The following is a 16,800-nucleotide window of genomic DNA, read 5'->3' on the forward strand; positions in this document are numbered from 1 at the left end:
GACCGGCTTCGCGGGGGTGCCGACGCCGCGCTGAGCGCTCTCGCGGGCCTTTCACGCGGCGCCGAGCGGGGCGCGGGCCTACATTGGAGCGTGGATACGGGGGCACGCCCACGCCTGGAGCCACAGATGCCGGTCACCGCTGCTGCCGCCGCCGACGCGCGTCTCGCCGCGTACGGCCCGGATGCCGACGCCCTGCGCCGGCAGGACCCCCGGATCGCCGACGTACTGGCCGGGGAGGCGCGGCGGCAGGCCGACGGGCTGCAGCTGATCGCCGCCGAGAACTTCGTCTCGCCCGCCGTGCTCGCCGCCCTCGGTTCGCCGCTCGCCAACAAGTACGCCGAGGGCTACCCCGGCGCCCGCTACCACGGCGGCTGCGAGTTCGCGGACGCCGCCGAGCGGCTCGCCGTCGAGCGGGCCACCGCGCTCTTCGGGGCGGACCACGCGAACGTCCAGCCCCACTCCGGCTCGCAGGCCGTCCTCGCGGCGTACGCGGCGCTGCTGAGGCCCGGGGACACCGTCCTGGCGATGGGCCTGCAGTACGGCGGGCACCTCACGCACGGCGCGCCGGCCAACTTCTCCGGCCGCTGGTTCGACTTCGTCCCGTACGGCGTCGACGCCGAGTCCGGGCTCGTCGACTACGACCAGGTCCGCGTCCTCGCCCGCGAACACCGGCCGAAAGCGATCGTCTGCGGCTCGATCTCGTACCCCCGGCACCTCGACTACGCGGCCTTCCGCGAGATCGCCGACGAGGTCGGGGCCTGCCTGATCGCCGACGCCGCCCACCCCATCGGACTGGTCGCGGGCGGCATGGCGCCCAGCCCCGTCCCGTACGCCGACGTCGTGTGCGCGACCACGCACAAGGTGCTGCGCGGGCCGCGCGGCGGCATGCTGCTGTGCGGCGCGGAGCTCGCGGAGCGGATGGACCGGGCGGTGTTCCCGTTCACGCAGGGCGGCGCGCAGATGCACACGATCGCGGCGAAGGCGGTGGCGTTCGGTGAGGCGGCCACCGACGAATACCGCGCGTACGTCCGGCGGGTCGTGGCGAACGCGCGGGCGCTCGCGCAGGCGCTCGCCGCCGAGGGGTTCGCCGTCACCACCGGCGGCACCGACACCCACCTGATCTCCGCCGACGCCACCCCGCTAGGCGTGGACGGGCGCGTCGTCAAGGCCCGCCTGGCGGCCTGCGGCATCGTGCTGGACACCTGCGCCCTGCCGTACGGCGACGGGCGCGGCATCCGCCTCGGCACGGCGGCCGTGACCACGCAGGGGATGGGCACCGCGGAGATGGCGCGGATCGCCGCGCTGTTCACGGCGGCGCTGCGCGCGGACGACGCCGAGGCGCCGCGCGTCCGCTCCGATGTGCGGGAACTGGCCGAGGGATTTCCCCCGTATCGGGGGTAGAAGCGGGGCCGTGGAACCGTAGCCGCCGCCTGCGTGTCCTCAAGCACAGGGCCATCGGGACTAGGGTGTGGGGCTGAGATGGCCAGCGATTCCTGTGGGGCAGCCCGTGCGTGATTACCTGCTGACGCTCTGTGTCACGGCCGCGGTGACCTATCTGCTGACCGGTCCGGTGCGGAAGTTCGCCATCGCGGCCGGCGCGATGCCGGAGATCCGTGCCCGCGACGTACACCGAGAACCGACGCCGCGGCTCGGCGGCATCGCCATGTTCTTCGGGCTGTGCGCCGGCCTGCTCGTCGCGGACCACCTGCACAACCTCAACAGCGTCTTCGAGCTGTCGAACGAGCCGCGGGCCCTGCTGTCGGGCGCCGCGCTGATCTGGCTGATCGGCGTGCTGGACGACAAGTTCGAGATCGACGCGCTGATCAAGCTCGGCGGGCAGATGATCGCCGCGGGCGTGATGGTGATGCAGGGCCTGACGATCCTGTGGCTGCCGATCCCCGGCGTCGGCACGGTCGCGCTCACCCAGTGGCAGGGCACGCTGCTGACCGTCGCGCTGGTGGTCATCACCATCAACGCGGTGAACTTCGTCGACGGTCTCGACGGCCTCGCGGCCGGCATGGTCTGCATCGCCGCGGCCGCGTTCTTCCTCTACGCGTACCGGATCTGGTTCGGCTACACGATCGAGGCCGCCGCCCCGGCGACGCTCTTCGCGGTGATCCTCATGGGCATGTGCCTGGGCTTCCTGCCACACAACATGCACCCGGCGCGGATCTTCATGGGCGACTCCGGCTCGATGCTGATCGGCCTCGTCCTCGCCGCCTCCGCCATCTCCATCACCGGCCAGGTCGACCCCGACGCGCTGAAGATCTTCGAGGGCTCGACCCGCCAGGCCACGCACGCCGCGCTGCCGGTCTTCATCCCGCTGCTGCTGCCGCTGACGATCATCGCGATCCCGATGGCGGACCTGGTCCTCGCCATCGTGCGCCGCACCTGGAACGGTCAGTCGCCGTTCGCCGCGGACCGGGGGCACCTGCACCACCGGCTGCTGGAGATCGGGCACTCGCACAGCCGCGCCGTGCTGATCATGTACTTCTGGTCGGCGCTGATCGCCTTCGGCACGTTGGCCTACTCGGTGCACTCGGCGTCGATGTGGATCGTGCTGGTCATCGTCGCGCTCTCCGCGATCGGCCTGGTGCTCCTGCTGCTGCCGCGCTTCACGCCGCGCGCCCCGCGCTGGGCGGAGTCGTTCGTTCCGCCGCGCTACCGGCGCCGCAAGCCGGCGGTGGAACCGCTGCCCTCGGTCGCGTCCGAGGAGGGGGACGAGGAGCGGGTGCCCGTCCCGGCGGGTGTCAACGGAGCGACCGCGCTGGGCGCCCGTTCCACCCTGCCCGACCGGCGGAAGGCCGGAACGCGCGGTTGACGAAAGCCGCGGACGCGCCTATTACCACCCAGAAGGGCGCGCTGTCGCGCACACACGCGCGGGGTCACTCTCATGTGTGAGAGTTGGCACACCTCTGAGTAAAGACCTATTCAAATAGTTTGTGATACCGTTCACGAGTACCCGGCGACACAGTCGAGGGGCCGCAGTGCGACGGTTCCTGGGCCCCGAGACACACCTCGGACCGGGCTTACGCTCGTCCATGACGACACCACTGCCCCCACCAGCAAGCGGAGATGCCGCCATGCCGTCCAACGACGCCCGCACCCTCCTGCACACCGCCGTACCAGCCGTTGCCGCCGGCGCCATCGCGACCGTCGTGAGCGGCGTGGTCGCCGGTGGCGAGGGAGCCATCGGCGCCGTCGCCGGCACGCTCGTCGTCGTCGTCTTCATGGGCATCGGGCTCGTGGTGCTGCAGCGGACGGCGAAGTCGATGCCGCACCTCTTCCAGGCCATGGGCCTCATGCTCTACACGGCCCAGCTGCTGGTGCTCTTCATCTTCCTGAGCCTGCTGAAGGGCACCACGCTCTTCGACTTCAAGGCCTTCAGTCTCACGCTGCTCGCGACGACCATCGTCTGGGTCGCGGCGCAGGCGCGTGCGTACATGAAAGCCAAGGTCCTCTACGTCGAGCCCGAGAAGTCGGGGTCCACGACGTGAGAGGTAGGGCCGGGATAAATGCGCGTTCGAGATGCTGCTATCGTCCGGTGCCAACTGCGGCACTGCGGGCGCGGGCATCCGAGCTGACGCCTGTCCCAGCGCGAGGCTCGACGCCGAACCGCCGCCCCCTTATCCGTAAGACCAGTCCAGTGCCGAACCGCGGCTCCGTGCCGCGCCGACACAACGAGGTTGCCGTACCTATGCGCCACGCTGAAGGAGCCCGCGGTGAGTGCTGACCAGACGCTTGCCTTCGACCCGAGCTGTCACATCTTCACCGGATGCGGCTTCCCGGCGCCGGGCCTCCACACGTTCATGTACGAGCCCATCGCCAACATCGGCGGTTTCGAGTTCACGAAGCCGATGCTGCTGGCCCTGCTGGGCTCGATCCTGATCGTCGGGTTCTTCTGGGCCGCCTTCGCGAAGCCGAAGCTCGTCCCGGGCAAGCTCCAGATGGTCGGCGAGGCCGGGTACGACTTCGTGCGCCGCGGCATCGTCTACGAGATCATCGGCAAGAAGGACGGCGAGAAGTACGTCCCCTTCATGGTGTCGCTGTTCTTCTTCGTCTGGGTCATGAACCTCTGGTCGATCATTCCGCTCGCCCAGTTCCCGGTCACCTCGCTGATCGCCTTCCCGGCCGGTCTCGCGCTGATCGTGTACGTGATGTGGGTCAGCCTCACCTTCAAGAAGCACGGCTTCGTGGGTGGCTGGAAGAACATCACCGGTTACGACAAGTCGCTCGGCGCGATCCTGCCGCTGATCGTGTTCCTCGAGTTCTTCTCGAACCTGATCATCCGGCCCTTCACGCACGCGGTGCGACTCTTCGCGAACATGTTCGCCGGTCACCTGCTGATCGTGATGTTCTCGCTGGCGAGCTGGTACCTGCTGAACGGCATCGGCATCGCCTACGCGGCCACGTCGTTCGTGATGGTCGTCGTGATGACCGCCTTCGAGCTCTTCATCCAGGCCGTCCAGGCGTACGTCTTCGTCCTCCTGGCCTGCAACTACGTGCAGGGCGCGCTCGCCGAGCACCACTGATCGGCCCGGCCCCCCGCCACCCCAAACCACCAGACGTCCGGTGGCCAACCCCCACCGGATCCTTGAAAGAGAAGGAAGAACCGGCATGTCCGCTCTCGACAACCTCGCCGCTGTCACCGGAAACGTCGCCTCCATCGGCTACGGCCTCGCGGCCATCGGCCCCGGCGTCGGCGTCGGCATCATCTTCGGTAACGGCACCCAGGCCCTCGCCCGCCAGCCCGAGGCGGCCGGTCTGATCCGTACCAACCAGATCATGGGTTTCGCCTTCTGTGAGGCGCTCGCCCTCATCGGCATCGTCATGGGCTTCGTCTACCCGTCCGCCTGATCCGGACCGGCAGACCAACCCCTTTCACGGAAGGCACTGATGTGAACGCTCTGTTCCTTGCGGCAGCGGAGGAGCCCCAGCCTCCTCTGATCCCGCATCTCGACGAGCTCGTCATCGGCCTGATCGCCTTCGTCATCGTCTTCGGCTTCCTGGCCAAGAAGCTCCTCCCGAACATCAACAAGGTTCTGGACGAGCGTCGCGAGGCCATCGAGGGCGGCATCGAGAAGGCCGAGTCGGCCCAGATCGAAGCCCAGAGTGTGCTGGAGCAGTACAAGGCTCAGCTCGCCGAGGCCCGTCACGAGGCCGCGCGGCTGCGTCAGGAGGCGCAGGAGCAGGGCGCCGCGATCATCCAGGAGATGAAGGCGGAGGGCCAGCGCCAGCGCGAGGAGATCATCGCGGCCGGCCACGCCCAGATCGAGGCCGACCGCAAGGCCGCGGCGACCGCGCTGCGCCAGGACGTGGGCAAGCTCGCCACCGACCTGGCCGGCAAGCTGGTCGGCGAGTCCCTCGAGGACGTCGCCCGCCAGAGCCGCACCATCGACCGCTTCCTCGACGAGCTCGAGGAGAAGGCCGAGGCCGCCCGATGAACGGAGCGAGCCGCGAGGCACTGGCCGCCGCCCGCGAGCGTCTCGACGCGCTGACCGACAACACGTCGGTCGACGTGGCGAAGCTCGCCGGCGATCTGGCCGCCGTCACCGCGCTGCTCGACCGCGAGGTATCGCTGCGTCGGGTCCTGACCGACCCGGCGCAGGCCGGCGAGGCCAAGGCCGAGCTGGCCGCGCGACTGCTGAGCGGTCAGGTGGGCGGGGAAGCCGTCGACCTGGTCTCCGGCATGGTCCGCTCCCGCTGGTCGTACTCGCGCGACCTGGTCGACGCGCTGGAGGAGCTGGCGAACACCGCCGACCTCTCCGCCGCGCAGAAGGCCGGTGCGCTGGACGACGTCGAGGACGAGCTGTTCCGGTTCGGCCGGATCGTCGCGTCCAGCACCGAGCTGCGGGCCGCGCTGACCGACAAGGCCGCCACCGCGCCCGCCAAGGGCCAGCTGCTGCGCAGCCTGCTCGGTGGCAAGACCGATCCGGCCACGGAGCGGCTCGTCGTGCGTCTTGTGACGCAGCCGCGGGGACGTAGCCTGGAGGCGGGACTCGAATCCCTGTCCAAGCTCGCCGCGGCGCGCCGGGACCGGATGGTCGCGGTCGTCACCTCGGCGGTGCCGCTCACCGACCAGCAGAAGCAGCGCCTCGGCGCCGTGCTGGCGAAGCTGTACGGCCGGCAGATGCACCTGAACCTCGACGTGGACCCCACGGTCCTCGGCGGGATCACGGTCCGCGTCGGCGACGAGGTCATCGACGGCACCGTCGTGAACCGTCTCGCAGAGGCGGCCCGGCGGCTGGCCGGCTGAGGCCACCAACTCAACAAGCGTTACCTACGGCCCGGTTGGGCCGTGCACAGGATGCAGAAGTTCTGGGGGGAGCCCCCAGATCCCCCAAAGATACTTCGGGCCCAACAAGGAGAGCAGGGAACCCAGATGGCGGAGCTCACGATCCGGCCGGAGGAGATCCGGGACGCGCTGGAGAACTTTGTCCAGTCGTACAAGCCGGACGCGGCCTCGCGCGAGGAGGTCGGTACGGTCAGCCTGGCCGGCGACGGCATCGCGAAGGTCGAGGGTCTGCCCTCGACCATGGCGAACGAGCTGCTGAAGTTCGAGGACGGCACCCTCGGCCTCGCCCTCAACCTCGAGGAGCGCGAGATCGGTGCCATTGTCCTCGGTGAGTTCAGCGGCATCGAGGAGGGCCAGTCGGTCACCCGTACCGGCGAGGTCCTGTCCGTCGCCGTCGGCGAGGGGTACCTGGGCCGGGTCGTCGACCCGCTCGGCAACCCGATCGACGGCCTCGGCGAGATCGAGACCAGCGGCCGCCGCGCCCTTGAGCTGCAGGCCCCCACGGTCATGCAGCGCAAGTCGGTGCACGAGCCGATGGAGACCGGCTACAAGGCCGTCGACGCGATGACCCCGATCGGCCGTGGCCAGCGTCAGCTGATCATCGGTGACCGCCAGACCGGCAAGACCGCCCTGGCCGTCGACACGATCATCAACCAGCGCGACAACTGGCGCTCGGGCGACCCGAAGAAGCAGGTCCGCTGCATCTACGTCGCCATCGGCCAGAAGGGCTCCACCATCGCGTCCGTGCGCGGCGCGCTGGAGGAGGCCGGCGCCCTGGAGTACACGACCATCGTCGCCGCCCCGGCGTCCGACCCGGCCGGCTTCAAGTTCCTCGCGCCCTACACCGGCTCGGCCATCGGTCAGCAGTGGATGTACGAGGGCAAGCACGTCCTCATCGTCTTCGACGACCTCTCGAAGCAGGCCGACGCCTACCGCGCCGTGTCCCTGCTGCTGCGCCGCCCGCCGGGCCGTGAGGCCTACCCGGGTGACGTCTTCTACCTGCACTCGCGTCTGCTGGAGCGCTGCGCCAAGCTCTCCGACGACATGGGTGCCGGCTCGATGACCGGTCTGCCGATCGTCGAGACCAAGGCCAACGACGTCTCGGCGTTCATCCCGACCAACGTCATCTCCATCACCGACGGCCAGTGCTTCCTGGAGTCCGACCTGTTCAACGCCGGTCAGCGCCCGGCCCTGAACGTCGGTATCTCGGTCTCCCGTGTCGGTGGCTCCGCCCAGCACAAGGCGATGCGCCAGGTCTCCGGCCGTCTCCGCGTGGACCTCGCCCAGTACCGCGAGCTGGAGGCGTTCGCCGCCTTCGGTTCCGACCTGGACGCCGCGTCGAAGGCCGCCCTGGAGCGCGGTAAGCGCATGGTCGAGCTGCTGAAGCAGCCGCAGTACCAGCCGATGGCGACCGAGAATCAGGTCGTCTCCGTCTGGGCCGGCACCACGGGCAAGATGGACGACGTCCCGGTCAACGACATCCGCCGCTTCGAGCGCGAGCTGCTGGACTACCTGCACCGCGACCACAAGGGCCTGATGACCTCCATCCGCGAGGGCGCCAAGATGTCGGACGACACCCTCCAGGCCGTCGGCGACGCCATCGCCGCGTTCAAGAAGCAGTTCGAGACGTCGGACGGCAAGCTCCTTGCCGAGGACGCCCCGGCCGCCTCGAAGTGACGACGGAAGGGACCTGACTCATGGGAGCGCAGCTCCGGGTCTACAAGCGTCGCATCCGGTCCGTCACCGCGACGAAGAAGATCACCAAGGCGATGGAGATGATCGCCGCCTCGCGCATCGTCAAGGCGCAGCGCAAGGTGGCGGCCTCCACGCCGTACGCGACCGAGCTCACCCGCGCGGTCACGGCGGTGGCGACCGGATCGAACACCAACCACCCGCTCACCACGGAGGCGGACACCCCGACCCGTGCCGCGGTCCTGCTCATCACGAGCGACCGCGGTCTGGCCGGCGGCTACTCCTCCAACGCCATCAAGCAGGCCGACCGGCTCACCGAGCGGCTTCGTGGCGAGGGCAAGGAGGTCGACACGTACATCGTCGGCCGCAAGGGTGTCGCCTACTACGGCTTCCGCGAGCGCAAGGTCGCGGAGTCGTGGACCGGCTTCACCGACAGCCCGAGCTACGCGGACGCCAAGAAGGTCGCCGCGCCGCTCATCGCGGCCGTCCAGCAGGACACCGCAGAGGGTGGCGTCGACGAGCTGCACATCGTCTTCACGGAGTTCGTGTCGATGATGACGCAGACGCCGGTGGACAACCGGATGCTGCCGCTCAGCCTCGACAAGGGCACGGAGACCGAGACATCAGCGGCTTCCGCCGCGGGGGGCAAGGGCGAGATCCTTCCCCTGTTCGACTTCGAGCCGTCGGCGGAGGACGTCCTCGACGCCCTGCTGCCGCGCTACGTCGAGAGCCGGGTCTACAACGCCCTGCTGCAGGCCGCCGCCTCCGAGCACGCGGCCCGTCGCCGGGCGATGAAGTCGGCGACCGACAACGCGGGCGAGCTGATCAACACGCTCTCCCGACTTGCCAACGCGGCCCGCCAGGCCGAAATCACCCAGGAAATCAGCGAGATCGTCGGTGGCGCCAGCGCCCTGGCCGACGCGACCGCGGGGAGTGACAAGTAATGACGACCACTGTTGAGACGGCCGCCGCCACGGGCCGCGTCGCCCGGGTCATCGGCCCGGTCGTCGACGTGGAGTTCCCCGTCGACGCGATGCCGGAGATCTACAACGCGCTGACCGTCGAGGTCGCGGACCCTGCCGAGGACGGCAAGAAGAAGACGCTGACGCTCGAGGTCGCCCAGCACCTCGGCGACGGCATCGTCCGCGCCATCTCCATGCAGCCCACCGACGGCCTGGTCCGCCAGGCCCCGGTGACCGACACGGGCGCGGGCATCTCCGTCCCGGTCGGCGACTTCACCAAGGGCAAGGTGTTCAACACCCTCGGTGAGGTGCTGAACGTCCCGGAGGAGAACGCCAACGTCGGCGAGCGCTGGCCGATCCACCGCAAGGCCCCCGCCTTCGACCAGCTCGAGTCCAAGACCGAGATGTTCGAGACCGGCCTGAAGGTCGTCGACCTTCTCACCCCGTACGTCAAGGGTGGAAAGATCGGTCTGTTCGGTGGTGCCGGTGTCGGCAAGACCGTGCTGATCCAGGAAATGATCATGCGTGTCGCCAACCTCCACGAAGGCGTTTCCGTCTTCGCGGGCGTCGGTGAGCGCACCCGTGAGGGCAACGACCTCATCGCGGAGATGGAAGAGTCCGGCGTTCTGGACAAGACCGCCCTGGTCTTCGGCCAGATGGACGAGCCCCCGGGCACCCGTCTGCGCGTCGCCCTGGCCGGTCTGACCATGGCGGAGTACTTCCGCGATGTGCAGAAGCAGGACGTGCTCTTCTTCATCGACAACATCTTCCGGTTCACCCAGGCCGGCTCCGAGGTGTCCACCCTGCTCGGCCGTATGCCGTCCGCGGTGGGTTACCAGCCGAACCTGGCCGACGAGATGGGTCTGCTGCAGGAGCGCATCACCTCGACGCGTGGTCACTCGATCACCTCGATGCAGGCGATCTACGTCCCCGCGGACGACCTGACCGACCCGGCCCCGGCCACCACCTTCGCCCACCTCGACGCGACGACGGTTCTCTCCCGTCCGATCTCCGAGAAGGGCATCTACCCGGCCGTGGACCCGCTGGACTCCACGTCCCGGATCCTGGACCCGCGCTACATCGCGCAGGACCACTACGAGGCCGCCATGCGCGTCAAGGGGATCCTCCAGAAGTACAAGGACCTCCAGGACATCATCGCGATCCTCGGTATCGACGAGCTGGGCGAGGAGGACAAGCTCGTTGTCCACCGTGCCCGTCGCGTCGAGCGCTTCCTGTCGCAGAACACCCACGCGGCGAAGCAGTTCACCGGTGTGGACGGTTCGGACGTGCCGCTCGACGAGTCGATCGCCGCGTTCAACGCGATCTGCGACGGCGAGTACGACCACTTCCCCGAGCAGGCCTTCTTCATGTGCGGTGGTCTCGAGGACCTGAAGAAGAACGCCAAGGAGCTGGGCGTCTCCTGAGCCACGCGCTCCCGAGCGCCGCTGACTCATGGAAGGGGGCGGGTCCGTCCCGCCCCCTTCTCCACGCCCCGTAGAATTGACCCAACACCCGGCCGAGCGGCCGGGTGGTGACCCGAGGAGCCACCCTTGGCTGCTGAGCTGCACGTCGAGCTGGTCGCCGCGGACCGGAGTGTCTGGTCCGGCGAGGCCACCCTGGTCATCGCGCGCACCACGTCCGGCGACATCGGCGTCATGCCCGGCCACCAGCCGCTGCTCGGTGTGCTGGAGTCGGGCCCGGTGACCATCCGTACGAGTGAGGGCGCGACCGTCGTCGCCGCCGTGCACGGCGGTTTCATCACCTTCGCGGACAACAAGCTGTCGCTGCTCGCGGAGATCGCCGAGCTGGCGGACGAGATCGACCCCCAGCGCGCCGAGCGTGCGCTGGAGCGCGCGAAGGCGGAGTCGGATGCCGCGGCCGAGCGCCGCGCCGACGTCCGGCTGCGTGCGGTGACGGCAGCGGTACGCTGACGCACCGCACCAACAGTTGTGCCCTCAGCCGCGGCCCCGGCTGGAACCATCCAGACCGGGCCGCGGCTGAGGCGATGCAGGTGCAGTGCAGACAGGTGCAGTGCAGGTGCAGATTGTGATCCGATACGGATTCCGGTACGGCCGGTACGGGACGATGCGAGGAGGTCGGTGGAGATGTTCCTCGCTCTGCTTGTGAGCGCCGTGGTCGTCGCCCTGGTGGTGATCGGGCTCTTCGTGTTCGGACTGCGCCGGAGGCTGATCCAGCGCTCCGGCGGCACCTTCGACTGCAGCCTGCGCTGGAACGTCCCGGAGGAGGGCGACCCCACGGGCAAGGGCTGGGTCTACGGCGTGGCCCGGTACAGCGGCGACCGCATCGCCTGGTTCCGCGTCTTCTCCTACGCGCCCCGCCCCCGCCGCCTCCTGGAGCGCTCCGGCATCGAGGTGCTGGCGCGCCGGATGCCCGAGGGCGAGGAGGAGCTGGCGCTCCTGTCGGACTCGGTGATCCTCGGCTGCCTGCACCACGGCACGCGCCTGGAGCTGGCGATGAGCGAGGACGCGCTGACCGGCTTCCTGGCGTGGCTGGAGGCGGCCCCGCCCGGCCAGCGAGTCAATGTGGCCTGAAAAAGGGCAATGTCGCATAGACACGTGACGTGAGACGTGGGAGGAGCCGCACCCCGAGGGGTGCGGCTCCTCCTTTTTCGTGGGGGGCTTCGCGGGTGTCTACTTCAGCCCGTTGCTGATCGCGCCGACCAGCTCGCCGTTGGCGGTGTCACCGCTGAACTCCCAGAAGAAGGCGCCACCGAGGCCCTGGTTCTTCGCCCACGTCATCTTCCCGGCGATCGTCGCCGGGGTGTCGTAGCTCCACCAGTTCGTACCGCAGTGCGCGTACGCCGTGCCCGCGACGGTGCCGTTGGCCGGGCAGGAGGCCTTGAGGACCTTGTAGTCCTCGATGCCCTGCTCGTACGTGCCGGCCGCCGGGCCCGTCGCCGTGCCGCCCGGCTCCTTCTGGGTCACGCCGGTCCAGCCGCGCCCGTAGAAGCCGATGCCGAGGAGCAGCTTGGCGGAGGGCACGCCCTTCGCCTTGAACTTGGCGATCGCCTCGGCGGAGTTGTAGCCCGCCTGCGGGATGCCCGGGTACGAGGTGAGCGGGGAGTGCGGGGCCGTCGGGCCCTTCGCGGCCCAGGCGCCGAAGAAGTCGTACGTCATCACGTTGTACCAGTCGATGTACTGCGCGGCGACGCCGTAGTCGGCCGCGTCGATCTTGCCGCCGGCGGAGGCGTCGGCGGTGACGGCCGCGGTGACCAGGTTGTTGGGGCCGAACTTCGCCCGCATGGCCTTCATCATGGTGCTGAAGGCCGCCGGGCCGCTGGTGGTGTCGCAGGACAGACCGCAGGCGTTCGGGTACTCCCAGTCCAGGTCGATGCCGTCGAAGACGTCGGCCCAGCGCGGGTCCTCGACCAGGTCGTAGCAGGACTGGGCGAAGGCCGTCGGGTTCTTCACGGCGTCGGGGAAGCCGCCGGACCAGGTCCAGCCGCCGAACGACCACAGCACCTTGATGTGCGGGTACTGGGCCTTGAGCTTGCGCAGCTGGTTGAAGTTGCCGCGCAGCGGCTGGTCCCAGGTGTCGGCCTTGCCGTCGACGGACTGGTCGGCGGTGTAGGCCTTGTCATAGTCGGCGAAGGCGTCGCCGATGGTGCACTTGCCGTTCTGGACGTTGCCGAAGGCGTAGTTGATGTGCGTGATCTTCTGCGCGGAGCCGGACGTCACCAGGTTCTTGACGTGGTAGTTGCGTCCGTAGACGCCCCAGTTGGTGAAGTAGCCCAGGTTGACCTTGGAGCCGGGGCCGGGGCCCGGGCCGGGGTCGGTGCCGCCGCCGGTGGTGCGCACGGCGCGGGAGCCGCTGACCGGTCCGGTCTGGTCGGCGGTGTCGCGGGCCTGGACGGCGTACGAGTAGTCCGTGCCGGCCGTCAGGCCGGTGTTGGTGTACGTCAGCCCCGTCACCGTGGCGACCTTGACGCCGTCGCGCAGGACGTCGTAGTTCTTGACGCCCTTGTCGTCGGTGGCGGCGGTCCAGCTGAGCTTCACCGAGGTGTCGGTGATGTCCGAGGCCGCGGGGGTGCCGGGCGCGGAGGGCGGGGTGTCACCGGGGACGGTGGGGCCGCCGTCGCACGAGCCGCCGTTCAGCTTGCAGCCGGTCGGGGAGCCCGTGCCGGTGCCGTTGAACCCGAAGGAGACGGAGGCGCCCGGGGCGAGGGTGCCGTTCCAGCCGACGTTCTTGGCGGTCCAGTGGGTGCCGCTTCCCGTGACGGTGGCGTCCCAGGCGGAGGTGACCGACGTGCCGGAGGGGAAGTCCCACTCGACGGTCCAGGAGGAGAGGGTGGTGGTGCCGGTGTTCTTCACCGTCCACTTGCCCTCGAAGCCGGAGCCCCATTCGGAGACCTTGGTGTACGAGGCGGTGGCGGAGGCCGCGGCCTGGGCGGGGGAGGCGAGGCCGACCATGGCGGCCAGCGGCAGCAGAAGGGCGGTCAGTCCGGCCGTGGCTCTGGCCCGGAACCTCGATCTGCGCGGGAGTGCTTGAGTGCTCAACGGTGCTCCTCAAGATGCGGACGGACATGGTGGGGGTTGGTTGGGTCCGTGAAAGGTGCGCGCCGTGAGCGTAGGAAGGTCTGGACCAATCGTCAATAGGTCCAGACCATTACAGTTCCTCTGCCGTTGACCCGAGCGTCAGACGCCCAACTCCTGGGCCAGCACCGCCGCTTGCACCCGGCTGCGCAGCTCCAGCTTTCCCAGCAGGCGGCTGACGTGCGTCTTCACCGTCGCCTCGGCCATGTCCAGGCGTACCGCGATCTCCGCGTTCGACAGCCCCTCGCCCAGGCAGGACAGCACCTCGCGCTCGCGCCGCGTGAGCGCGTCCAGCACGGCCGGATCCGGGGCCTCCCCGTTCCCGTTCCGTGGCGCCGGTCGCGACGGGGCCGCGAACTCGGCGATCAGGCGCCGCGTCACCGCCGGGGCGATCAGGCCCTCGCCGCGCGCCACCGTCCGCACCGCCTCGATCAGGTCCTTCGCCTCCGTGTTCTTCAGCAGGAACCCGGCCGCCCCGGCGCGCAGCGCCCCGAAGACGTACTCGTCCAGGTCGAACGTGGTCAGGACGAGGACGTCGGCGAGACCCTCCGCCACCACCTGGCGGGTCGCCGACACCCCGTCGAGCCGGGGCATCTGAATGTCCATCAGCACCAGGTCCGGCCGCAGCTCCCGCGCGAGCCGCACCGCCTCCTCGCCGTCCCGCGCCTCCCCGACCACCTCGACGTCCGGGGCGCTGCGCAGGATGAGCACCAGCCCCGCCCGTACCGCGCTCTGGTCCTCCGCGACGAGCACACGCACCCGTGGGCTGTCCGTCATGCGTCCGGCTCCTTGTCGTCCTCCGTCACGGGCAGCTCCGCCCGTACCCGCCAGATCTTCTCGCCCCGCTCCACCACCGGGCCCGCCTCGAACTCCCCGCCCACCAGCCCGATCCGCTCCCGCATCCCCACCAGCCCGGCGCCCGAGCCCGGCACCCGCGGACCGGGCCGGATGCCGTACGGGCTCGTCACCTCCACCGCCAGCGCGTGGTCGGCCGAACGCAGGACGACGGAGACCTCGCCCGGGTCGGCGTGCTTGAGCGCGTTCGTCAGCGACTCCTGCACGATGCGGTACGCCGCCAGCTCGACCGGCGCCGGCAGCACGGTGTCCGGCGCGCGGCCGTCGGACAGCCGGAACACCAGGCCGCTCCCGGCGCCGTTCGTCCGCGCCTGGCGCACCAGGGCATCAAGCCCGTCGAGGGTCGGGGCGGGTGCCGGCTCGTCGTGGTCGCCGCGGTCGCGCAGCAGGCCGATGAGCCGGCGCATCTCGGCGAGGCCCTCGACGCTGTTCTCCCGGATGACGCCGAGCGCCTCGCGCGAGGTCTTCGGATCGTCCAGCGACAGCGCGGCGGTGGAGTGGATCGCGATCGCGGACAGATGGCCCGCCACCAGGTCGTGCAGCTCCCGCGCCATCCGGGCCCGCTCGGCGATCACCGCCTCCCGCCGGTCCCGCTCGGCCAGCAGCGCCGTCTGCTCCGCCCGCAGCCGCGCGGTGTCGGCGGCCTGCCGGTGGTTGCGGACGACCGCGCCGGTGATCGCCGGGAAGAACGAGATGAGGGCCGTGACCACCCCGATCAGCAGCGCGACCGGCTCCCGGTACCAGGCCAGGAAGCCGAGCGTGACCCCGATGGTGATCAGACCGGTGGTGACCGGGATGCGGCGCGCCGAGGCGGGCGGGCCGTACACGACGGCCGCGTACACGATGTCGGCGAACATCACGACCGTCATCAGGTTGCCACGCGTGAACTGGTCCCCGACGACGGCGACCGTACCGGCGACAAGTGCCGTACGCGGCATGGTCCGGCGCACCAGCGCCAGCGAGGTCATCGCGAGGAGCGGCACCAGCACCACCGCGCCGGCCGGCAGCCCGGAGCCCGGCCCCTGCGAGTACAGCCCGAACGCCCACAGCACCAGGCCGCAGGCCAGCCCGGCCGCGGCGATCAGCACGTCGTCGCGATGCGTACGGGGGAGTCTCACGGGTCCATCCAACACGGTGGCCCGCCCGGAGGCGTCCACGCACGGGCGGAGCGTCGACTACATCGAAGGATGCAGTACCGATTCGTCACCGGTGACGACGAAACGGCGGGCGGAGGCCGGAAGGCTGGAGGGGTACCAAAGGGCCGCCGGAGGCCGTTGGAGGGAGAACTGCTGTGGTCGTCGCACTCATCGTGATCTGCGAGGTCGGCTTCTGGGTGCTGCTGGCCGCCGGGCTCGCCACCCGCTACCTGCTGAAGATGCCCCGCACGGGCGCCGCGCTGCTGCTGTGTGAGCCGCTGCTGGAGGTCGTGCTGCTGGTCGCGACCGCGATCGACCTCAAGAACGGCGCCGAGCCGAGCTGGGAACACGGCCTGGCCGCGCTCTACATCGGCTACACCGTCGGCCACGGCCACCGCACCGTGAAGTGGCTCGACGGCCACGCCGCCCACCGCCTCGCGGGCGGCCCCCGCCCGGTCCCGCCGCCCCGCTACGGCATGGCCCGCGCCCGCCACGAAGGCCGCATCTGGCTCGGCACCCTCGTGGGGGCTGCGGTCGCCACGGTGCTGCTGTGGCTGGCGATCCTGTACGTGGACGACCCGAGCCGCACCGACACGCTGAGCGGCTGGATGGGCGGCGCGTGGCGGGCCGCAGGGATCCACGGGCTGATCGCCCTGTCGTACTTCGTGTGGCCGAGGAAGGGCCCGGAGGAGCCGGAGAAGCAGCGCGAACCGATCCGGGTGAGCCGTGGCTAGCGCTCCCCGCCGGGCACCCACAGCACGTCGCCGACCTCCTTGTTGGCCGTCCTGGCCAGGATGAACAGGAGGTCGGACAGCCGGTTCAGGTACGTCGCCGTCAGCACGTTCATCGTCTCGCCGTGCACCTCCAGCGCGGCCCACGTCGAGCGCTCGGCGCGCCGCACCACCGTGCACGCCTGGTGCAGCAGCGCCGCACCCGGCGTGCCGCCCGGGAGGATGAAGGAGCGCAGCTTCTCCAGGTCCTCCAGGAAGCGGTCGCAGTCCGCCTCCAGCTTGTCGATGTACGACTGCTCCACGCGCAGCGGCGGGTACTCCGGGTCCGGCACGACCGGGGTCGCCAGGTCCGCGCCCACGTCGAACAGGTCGTTCTGGACGCGGACGAGGACCTTGACGACGTCCGGGTCGAGCTTCCCCAGCGCGATCGCCGTGCCGATGACGGCGTTGGCCTCGTTGGCGTCGGCGTACGCCGCGATGCGCAGATCGGTCTTGGCGGTCCGGCTCATGTCGCCGAGCGCCGTCGTGCCCTTGTCGCCGGTGCGCGTGTAGATGCGCGTCAGATTGACCATACGG

17 protein-coding genes are annotated in these 16,800 nt (G+C 70.0%); 13 read left to right on the forward strand and 4 right to left on the reverse strand.

Features of this window, described 5'->3' with window-relative positions:
* Window positions 1-126: 126 nt before the first annotated feature.
* The 12 genes from glyA (at window position 127) to ACIRNI_RS01100 (ending at window position 11,501) form a co-directional block, all read left to right on the forward strand.
* On the forward strand, window positions 127-1,401 hold the full coding sequence (gene glyA, locus ACIRNI_RS01045) for a serine hydroxymethyltransferase (protein WP_403547184.1): 1,275 nt from the start codon (window positions 127-129) through the stop codon (window positions 1,399-1,401).
* Between the two features lie 106 nt (window positions 1,402-1,507).
* Window positions 1,508-2,821: an MraY family glycosyltransferase gene (locus ACIRNI_RS01050; protein ID WP_403547186.1), complete on the forward strand. Its 1,314-nt coding sequence runs from the start codon at window positions 1,508-1,510 to the stop codon at window positions 2,819-2,821.
* Window positions 2,822-3,083: 262 nt separating this feature from the next.
* The gene (locus ACIRNI_RS01055; RefSeq protein ID WP_403547188.1) at window positions 3,084-3,497 is read left to right on the forward strand and encodes a hypothetical protein; all 414 of its coding nucleotides are present in this window, start codon (window positions 3,084-3,086) and stop codon (window positions 3,495-3,497) included.
* Between the two features lie 225 nt (window positions 3,498-3,722).
* Window positions 3,723-4,532, forward strand: a complete 810-nt coding sequence (atpB, locus tag ACIRNI_RS01060) for a F0F1 ATP synthase subunit A (RefSeq protein WP_355362870.1) — start codon at window positions 3,723-3,725, stop codon at window positions 4,530-4,532.
* A gap of 85 nt (window positions 4,533-4,617) precedes the next feature.
* On the forward strand, window positions 4,618-4,857 hold the full coding sequence (gene atpE / locus ACIRNI_RS01065; RefSeq protein ID WP_031073813.1) for an ATP synthase F0 subunit C: 240 nt from the start codon (window positions 4,618-4,620) through the stop codon (window positions 4,855-4,857).
* 41 nt (window positions 4,858-4,898) lie between these two features.
* Window positions 4,899-5,444, forward strand: a complete 546-nt coding sequence (locus ACIRNI_RS01070) for a F0F1 ATP synthase subunit B (RefSeq protein WP_031073811.1) — start codon at window positions 4,899-4,901, stop codon at window positions 5,442-5,444.
* Window positions 5,441-6,256 (forward strand): F0F1 ATP synthase subunit delta, encoded by an 816-nt coding sequence (locus ACIRNI_RS01075; RefSeq protein WP_403547190.1) that lies wholly within the window; start codon window positions 5,441-5,443, stop codon window positions 6,254-6,256. The genes ACIRNI_RS01070 and ACIRNI_RS01075 overlap by 4 nt, the downstream gene beginning before the upstream one ends.
* Window positions 6,257-6,382: 126 nt before the next feature.
* Window positions 6,383-7,972 (forward strand): F0F1 ATP synthase subunit alpha, encoded by a 1,590-nt coding sequence (gene atpA / locus ACIRNI_RS01080; protein WP_355362865.1) that lies wholly within the window; start codon window positions 6,383-6,385, stop codon window positions 7,970-7,972.
* Between the two features lie 20 nt (window positions 7,973-7,992).
* Complete coding sequence (locus tag ACIRNI_RS01085; protein ID WP_403547192.1) at window positions 7,993-8,931, forward strand: F0F1 ATP synthase subunit gamma; 939 nt, start codon at window positions 7,993-7,995, stop codon at window positions 8,929-8,931.
* Window positions 8,931-10,373 carry a F0F1 ATP synthase subunit beta gene (atpD, locus tag ACIRNI_RS01090; protein ID WP_403547194.1) on the forward strand — a complete coding sequence of 481 codons (1,443 nt, stop codon included), beginning with the start codon at window positions 8,931-8,933 and terminating at the stop codon, window positions 10,371-10,373. Before ACIRNI_RS01085 ends, atpD begins: the two co-directional genes overlap by 1 nt.
* A gap of 126 nt (window positions 10,374-10,499) precedes the next feature.
* Window positions 10,500-10,880, forward strand: coding sequence for a F0F1 ATP synthase subunit epsilon (locus ACIRNI_RS01095; RefSeq protein WP_355362859.1), 381 nt, complete (start codon window positions 10,500-10,502; stop codon window positions 10,878-10,880).
* Window positions 10,881-11,054: 174 nt separating this feature from the next.
* Window positions 11,055-11,501 carry a DUF2550 domain-containing protein gene (locus tag ACIRNI_RS01100; protein WP_403547196.1) on the forward strand — a complete coding sequence of 149 codons (447 nt, stop codon included), beginning with the start codon at window positions 11,055-11,057 and terminating at the stop codon, window positions 11,499-11,501.
* A 99-nt stretch (window positions 11,502-11,600) separates the two neighbouring features.
* Here the strand turns inward: ACIRNI_RS01100 and ACIRNI_RS01105 are convergent, their stop codons facing one another.
* The 3 genes from ACIRNI_RS01105 to ACIRNI_RS01115 form a co-directional block, all read right to left on the reverse strand.
* On the reverse strand, window positions 11,601-13,379 hold the full coding sequence (locus ACIRNI_RS01105; RefSeq protein ID WP_403547762.1) for a glycosyl hydrolase family 18 protein: 1,779 nt from the start codon (window positions 13,377-13,379) through the stop codon (window positions 11,601-11,603).
* A gap of 225 nt (window positions 13,380-13,604) precedes the next feature.
* Entirely contained in the window at window positions 13,605-14,279 is a 675-nt protein-coding gene (locus tag ACIRNI_RS01110; RefSeq protein ID WP_403547198.1) for a response regulator, read from the reverse strand.
* Window positions 14,276-15,475: a sensor histidine kinase gene (locus ACIRNI_RS01115; RefSeq protein WP_403547200.1), complete on the reverse strand. Its 1,200-nt coding sequence runs from the start codon at window positions 15,473-15,475 to the stop codon at window positions 14,276-14,278. The genes ACIRNI_RS01110 and ACIRNI_RS01115 overlap by 4 nt, the downstream gene beginning before the upstream one ends.
* Window positions 15,476-15,648: 173 nt before the next feature.
* Here ACIRNI_RS01115 and ACIRNI_RS01120 point away from each other — a divergent pair, with 173 nt between their 5' ends.
* On the forward strand, window positions 15,649-16,227 hold the full coding sequence (locus ACIRNI_RS01120) for a hypothetical protein (RefSeq protein WP_403547202.1): 579 nt from the start codon (window positions 15,649-15,651) through the stop codon (window positions 16,225-16,227).
* On the opposite strand, the gene ACIRNI_RS01125 is transcribed toward ACIRNI_RS01120, so the two are convergent.
* Window positions 16,224-16,796 (reverse strand): cob(I)yrinic acid a,c-diamide adenosyltransferase, encoded by a 573-nt coding sequence (locus tag ACIRNI_RS01125; RefSeq protein ID WP_403547204.1) that lies wholly within the window; start codon window positions 16,794-16,796, stop codon window positions 16,224-16,226. The genes ACIRNI_RS01120 and ACIRNI_RS01125 overlap by 4 nt on opposite strands.
* Window positions 16,797-16,800 lie beyond the last annotated feature (4 nt).

Source organism: Streptomyces sp. NPDC093546 (assembly GCF_044765045.1).
GTDB lineage: Bacteria > Actinomycetota > Actinomycetes > Streptomycetales > Streptomycetaceae > Streptomyces.

What these genes read in the sequence shown, in the direction of transcription:
- ACIRNI_RS01085 (WP_403547192.1), top strand. Translation starts at nt 7,993, where the DNA reads ATGGGAGCGCAGCTCCGGGTCTACAAGCGTCGCATCCGGTCCGTCACC.
- ACIRNI_RS01075 (WP_403547190.1), top strand. Translation starts at nt 5,441, where the DNA reads ATGAACGGAGCGAGCCGCGAGGCACTGGCCGCCGCCCGCGAGCGTCTC.
- glyA (WP_403547184.1), top strand. Translation starts at nt 127, where the DNA reads ATGCCGGTCACCGCTGCTGCCGCCGCCGACGCGCGTCTCGCCGCGTAC.
- atpA (WP_355362865.1), top strand. Translation starts at nt 6,383, where the DNA reads ATGGCGGAGCTCACGATCCGGCCGGAGGAGATCCGGGACGCGCTGGAG.
- ACIRNI_RS01110 (WP_403547198.1), bottom strand. Translation starts at nt 14,279, where the DNA reads ATGACGGACAGCCCACGGGTGCGTGTGCTCGTCGCGGAGGACCAGAGC.
- atpE (WP_031073813.1), top strand. Translation starts at nt 4,618, where the DNA reads ATGTCCGCTCTCGACAACCTCGCCGCTGTCACCGGAAACGTCGCCTCC.
- ACIRNI_RS01105 (WP_403547762.1), bottom strand. Translation starts at nt 13,379, where the DNA reads ATGGTCGGCCTCGCCTCCCCCGCCCAGGCCGCGGCCTCCGCCACCGCC.
- ACIRNI_RS01055 (WP_403547188.1), top strand. Translation starts at nt 3,084, where the DNA reads ATGCCGTCCAACGACGCCCGCACCCTCCTGCACACCGCCGTACCAGCC.
- atpD (WP_403547194.1), top strand. Translation starts at nt 8,931, where the DNA reads ATGACGACCACTGTTGAGACGGCCGCCGCCACGGGCCGCGTCGCCCGG.
- ACIRNI_RS01100 (WP_403547196.1), top strand. Translation starts at nt 11,055, where the DNA reads ATGTTCCTCGCTCTGCTTGTGAGCGCCGTGGTCGTCGCCCTGGTGGTG.
- ACIRNI_RS01125 (WP_403547204.1), bottom strand. Translation starts at nt 16,796, where the DNA reads ATGGTCAATCTGACGCGCATCTACACGCGCACCGGCGACAAGGGCACG.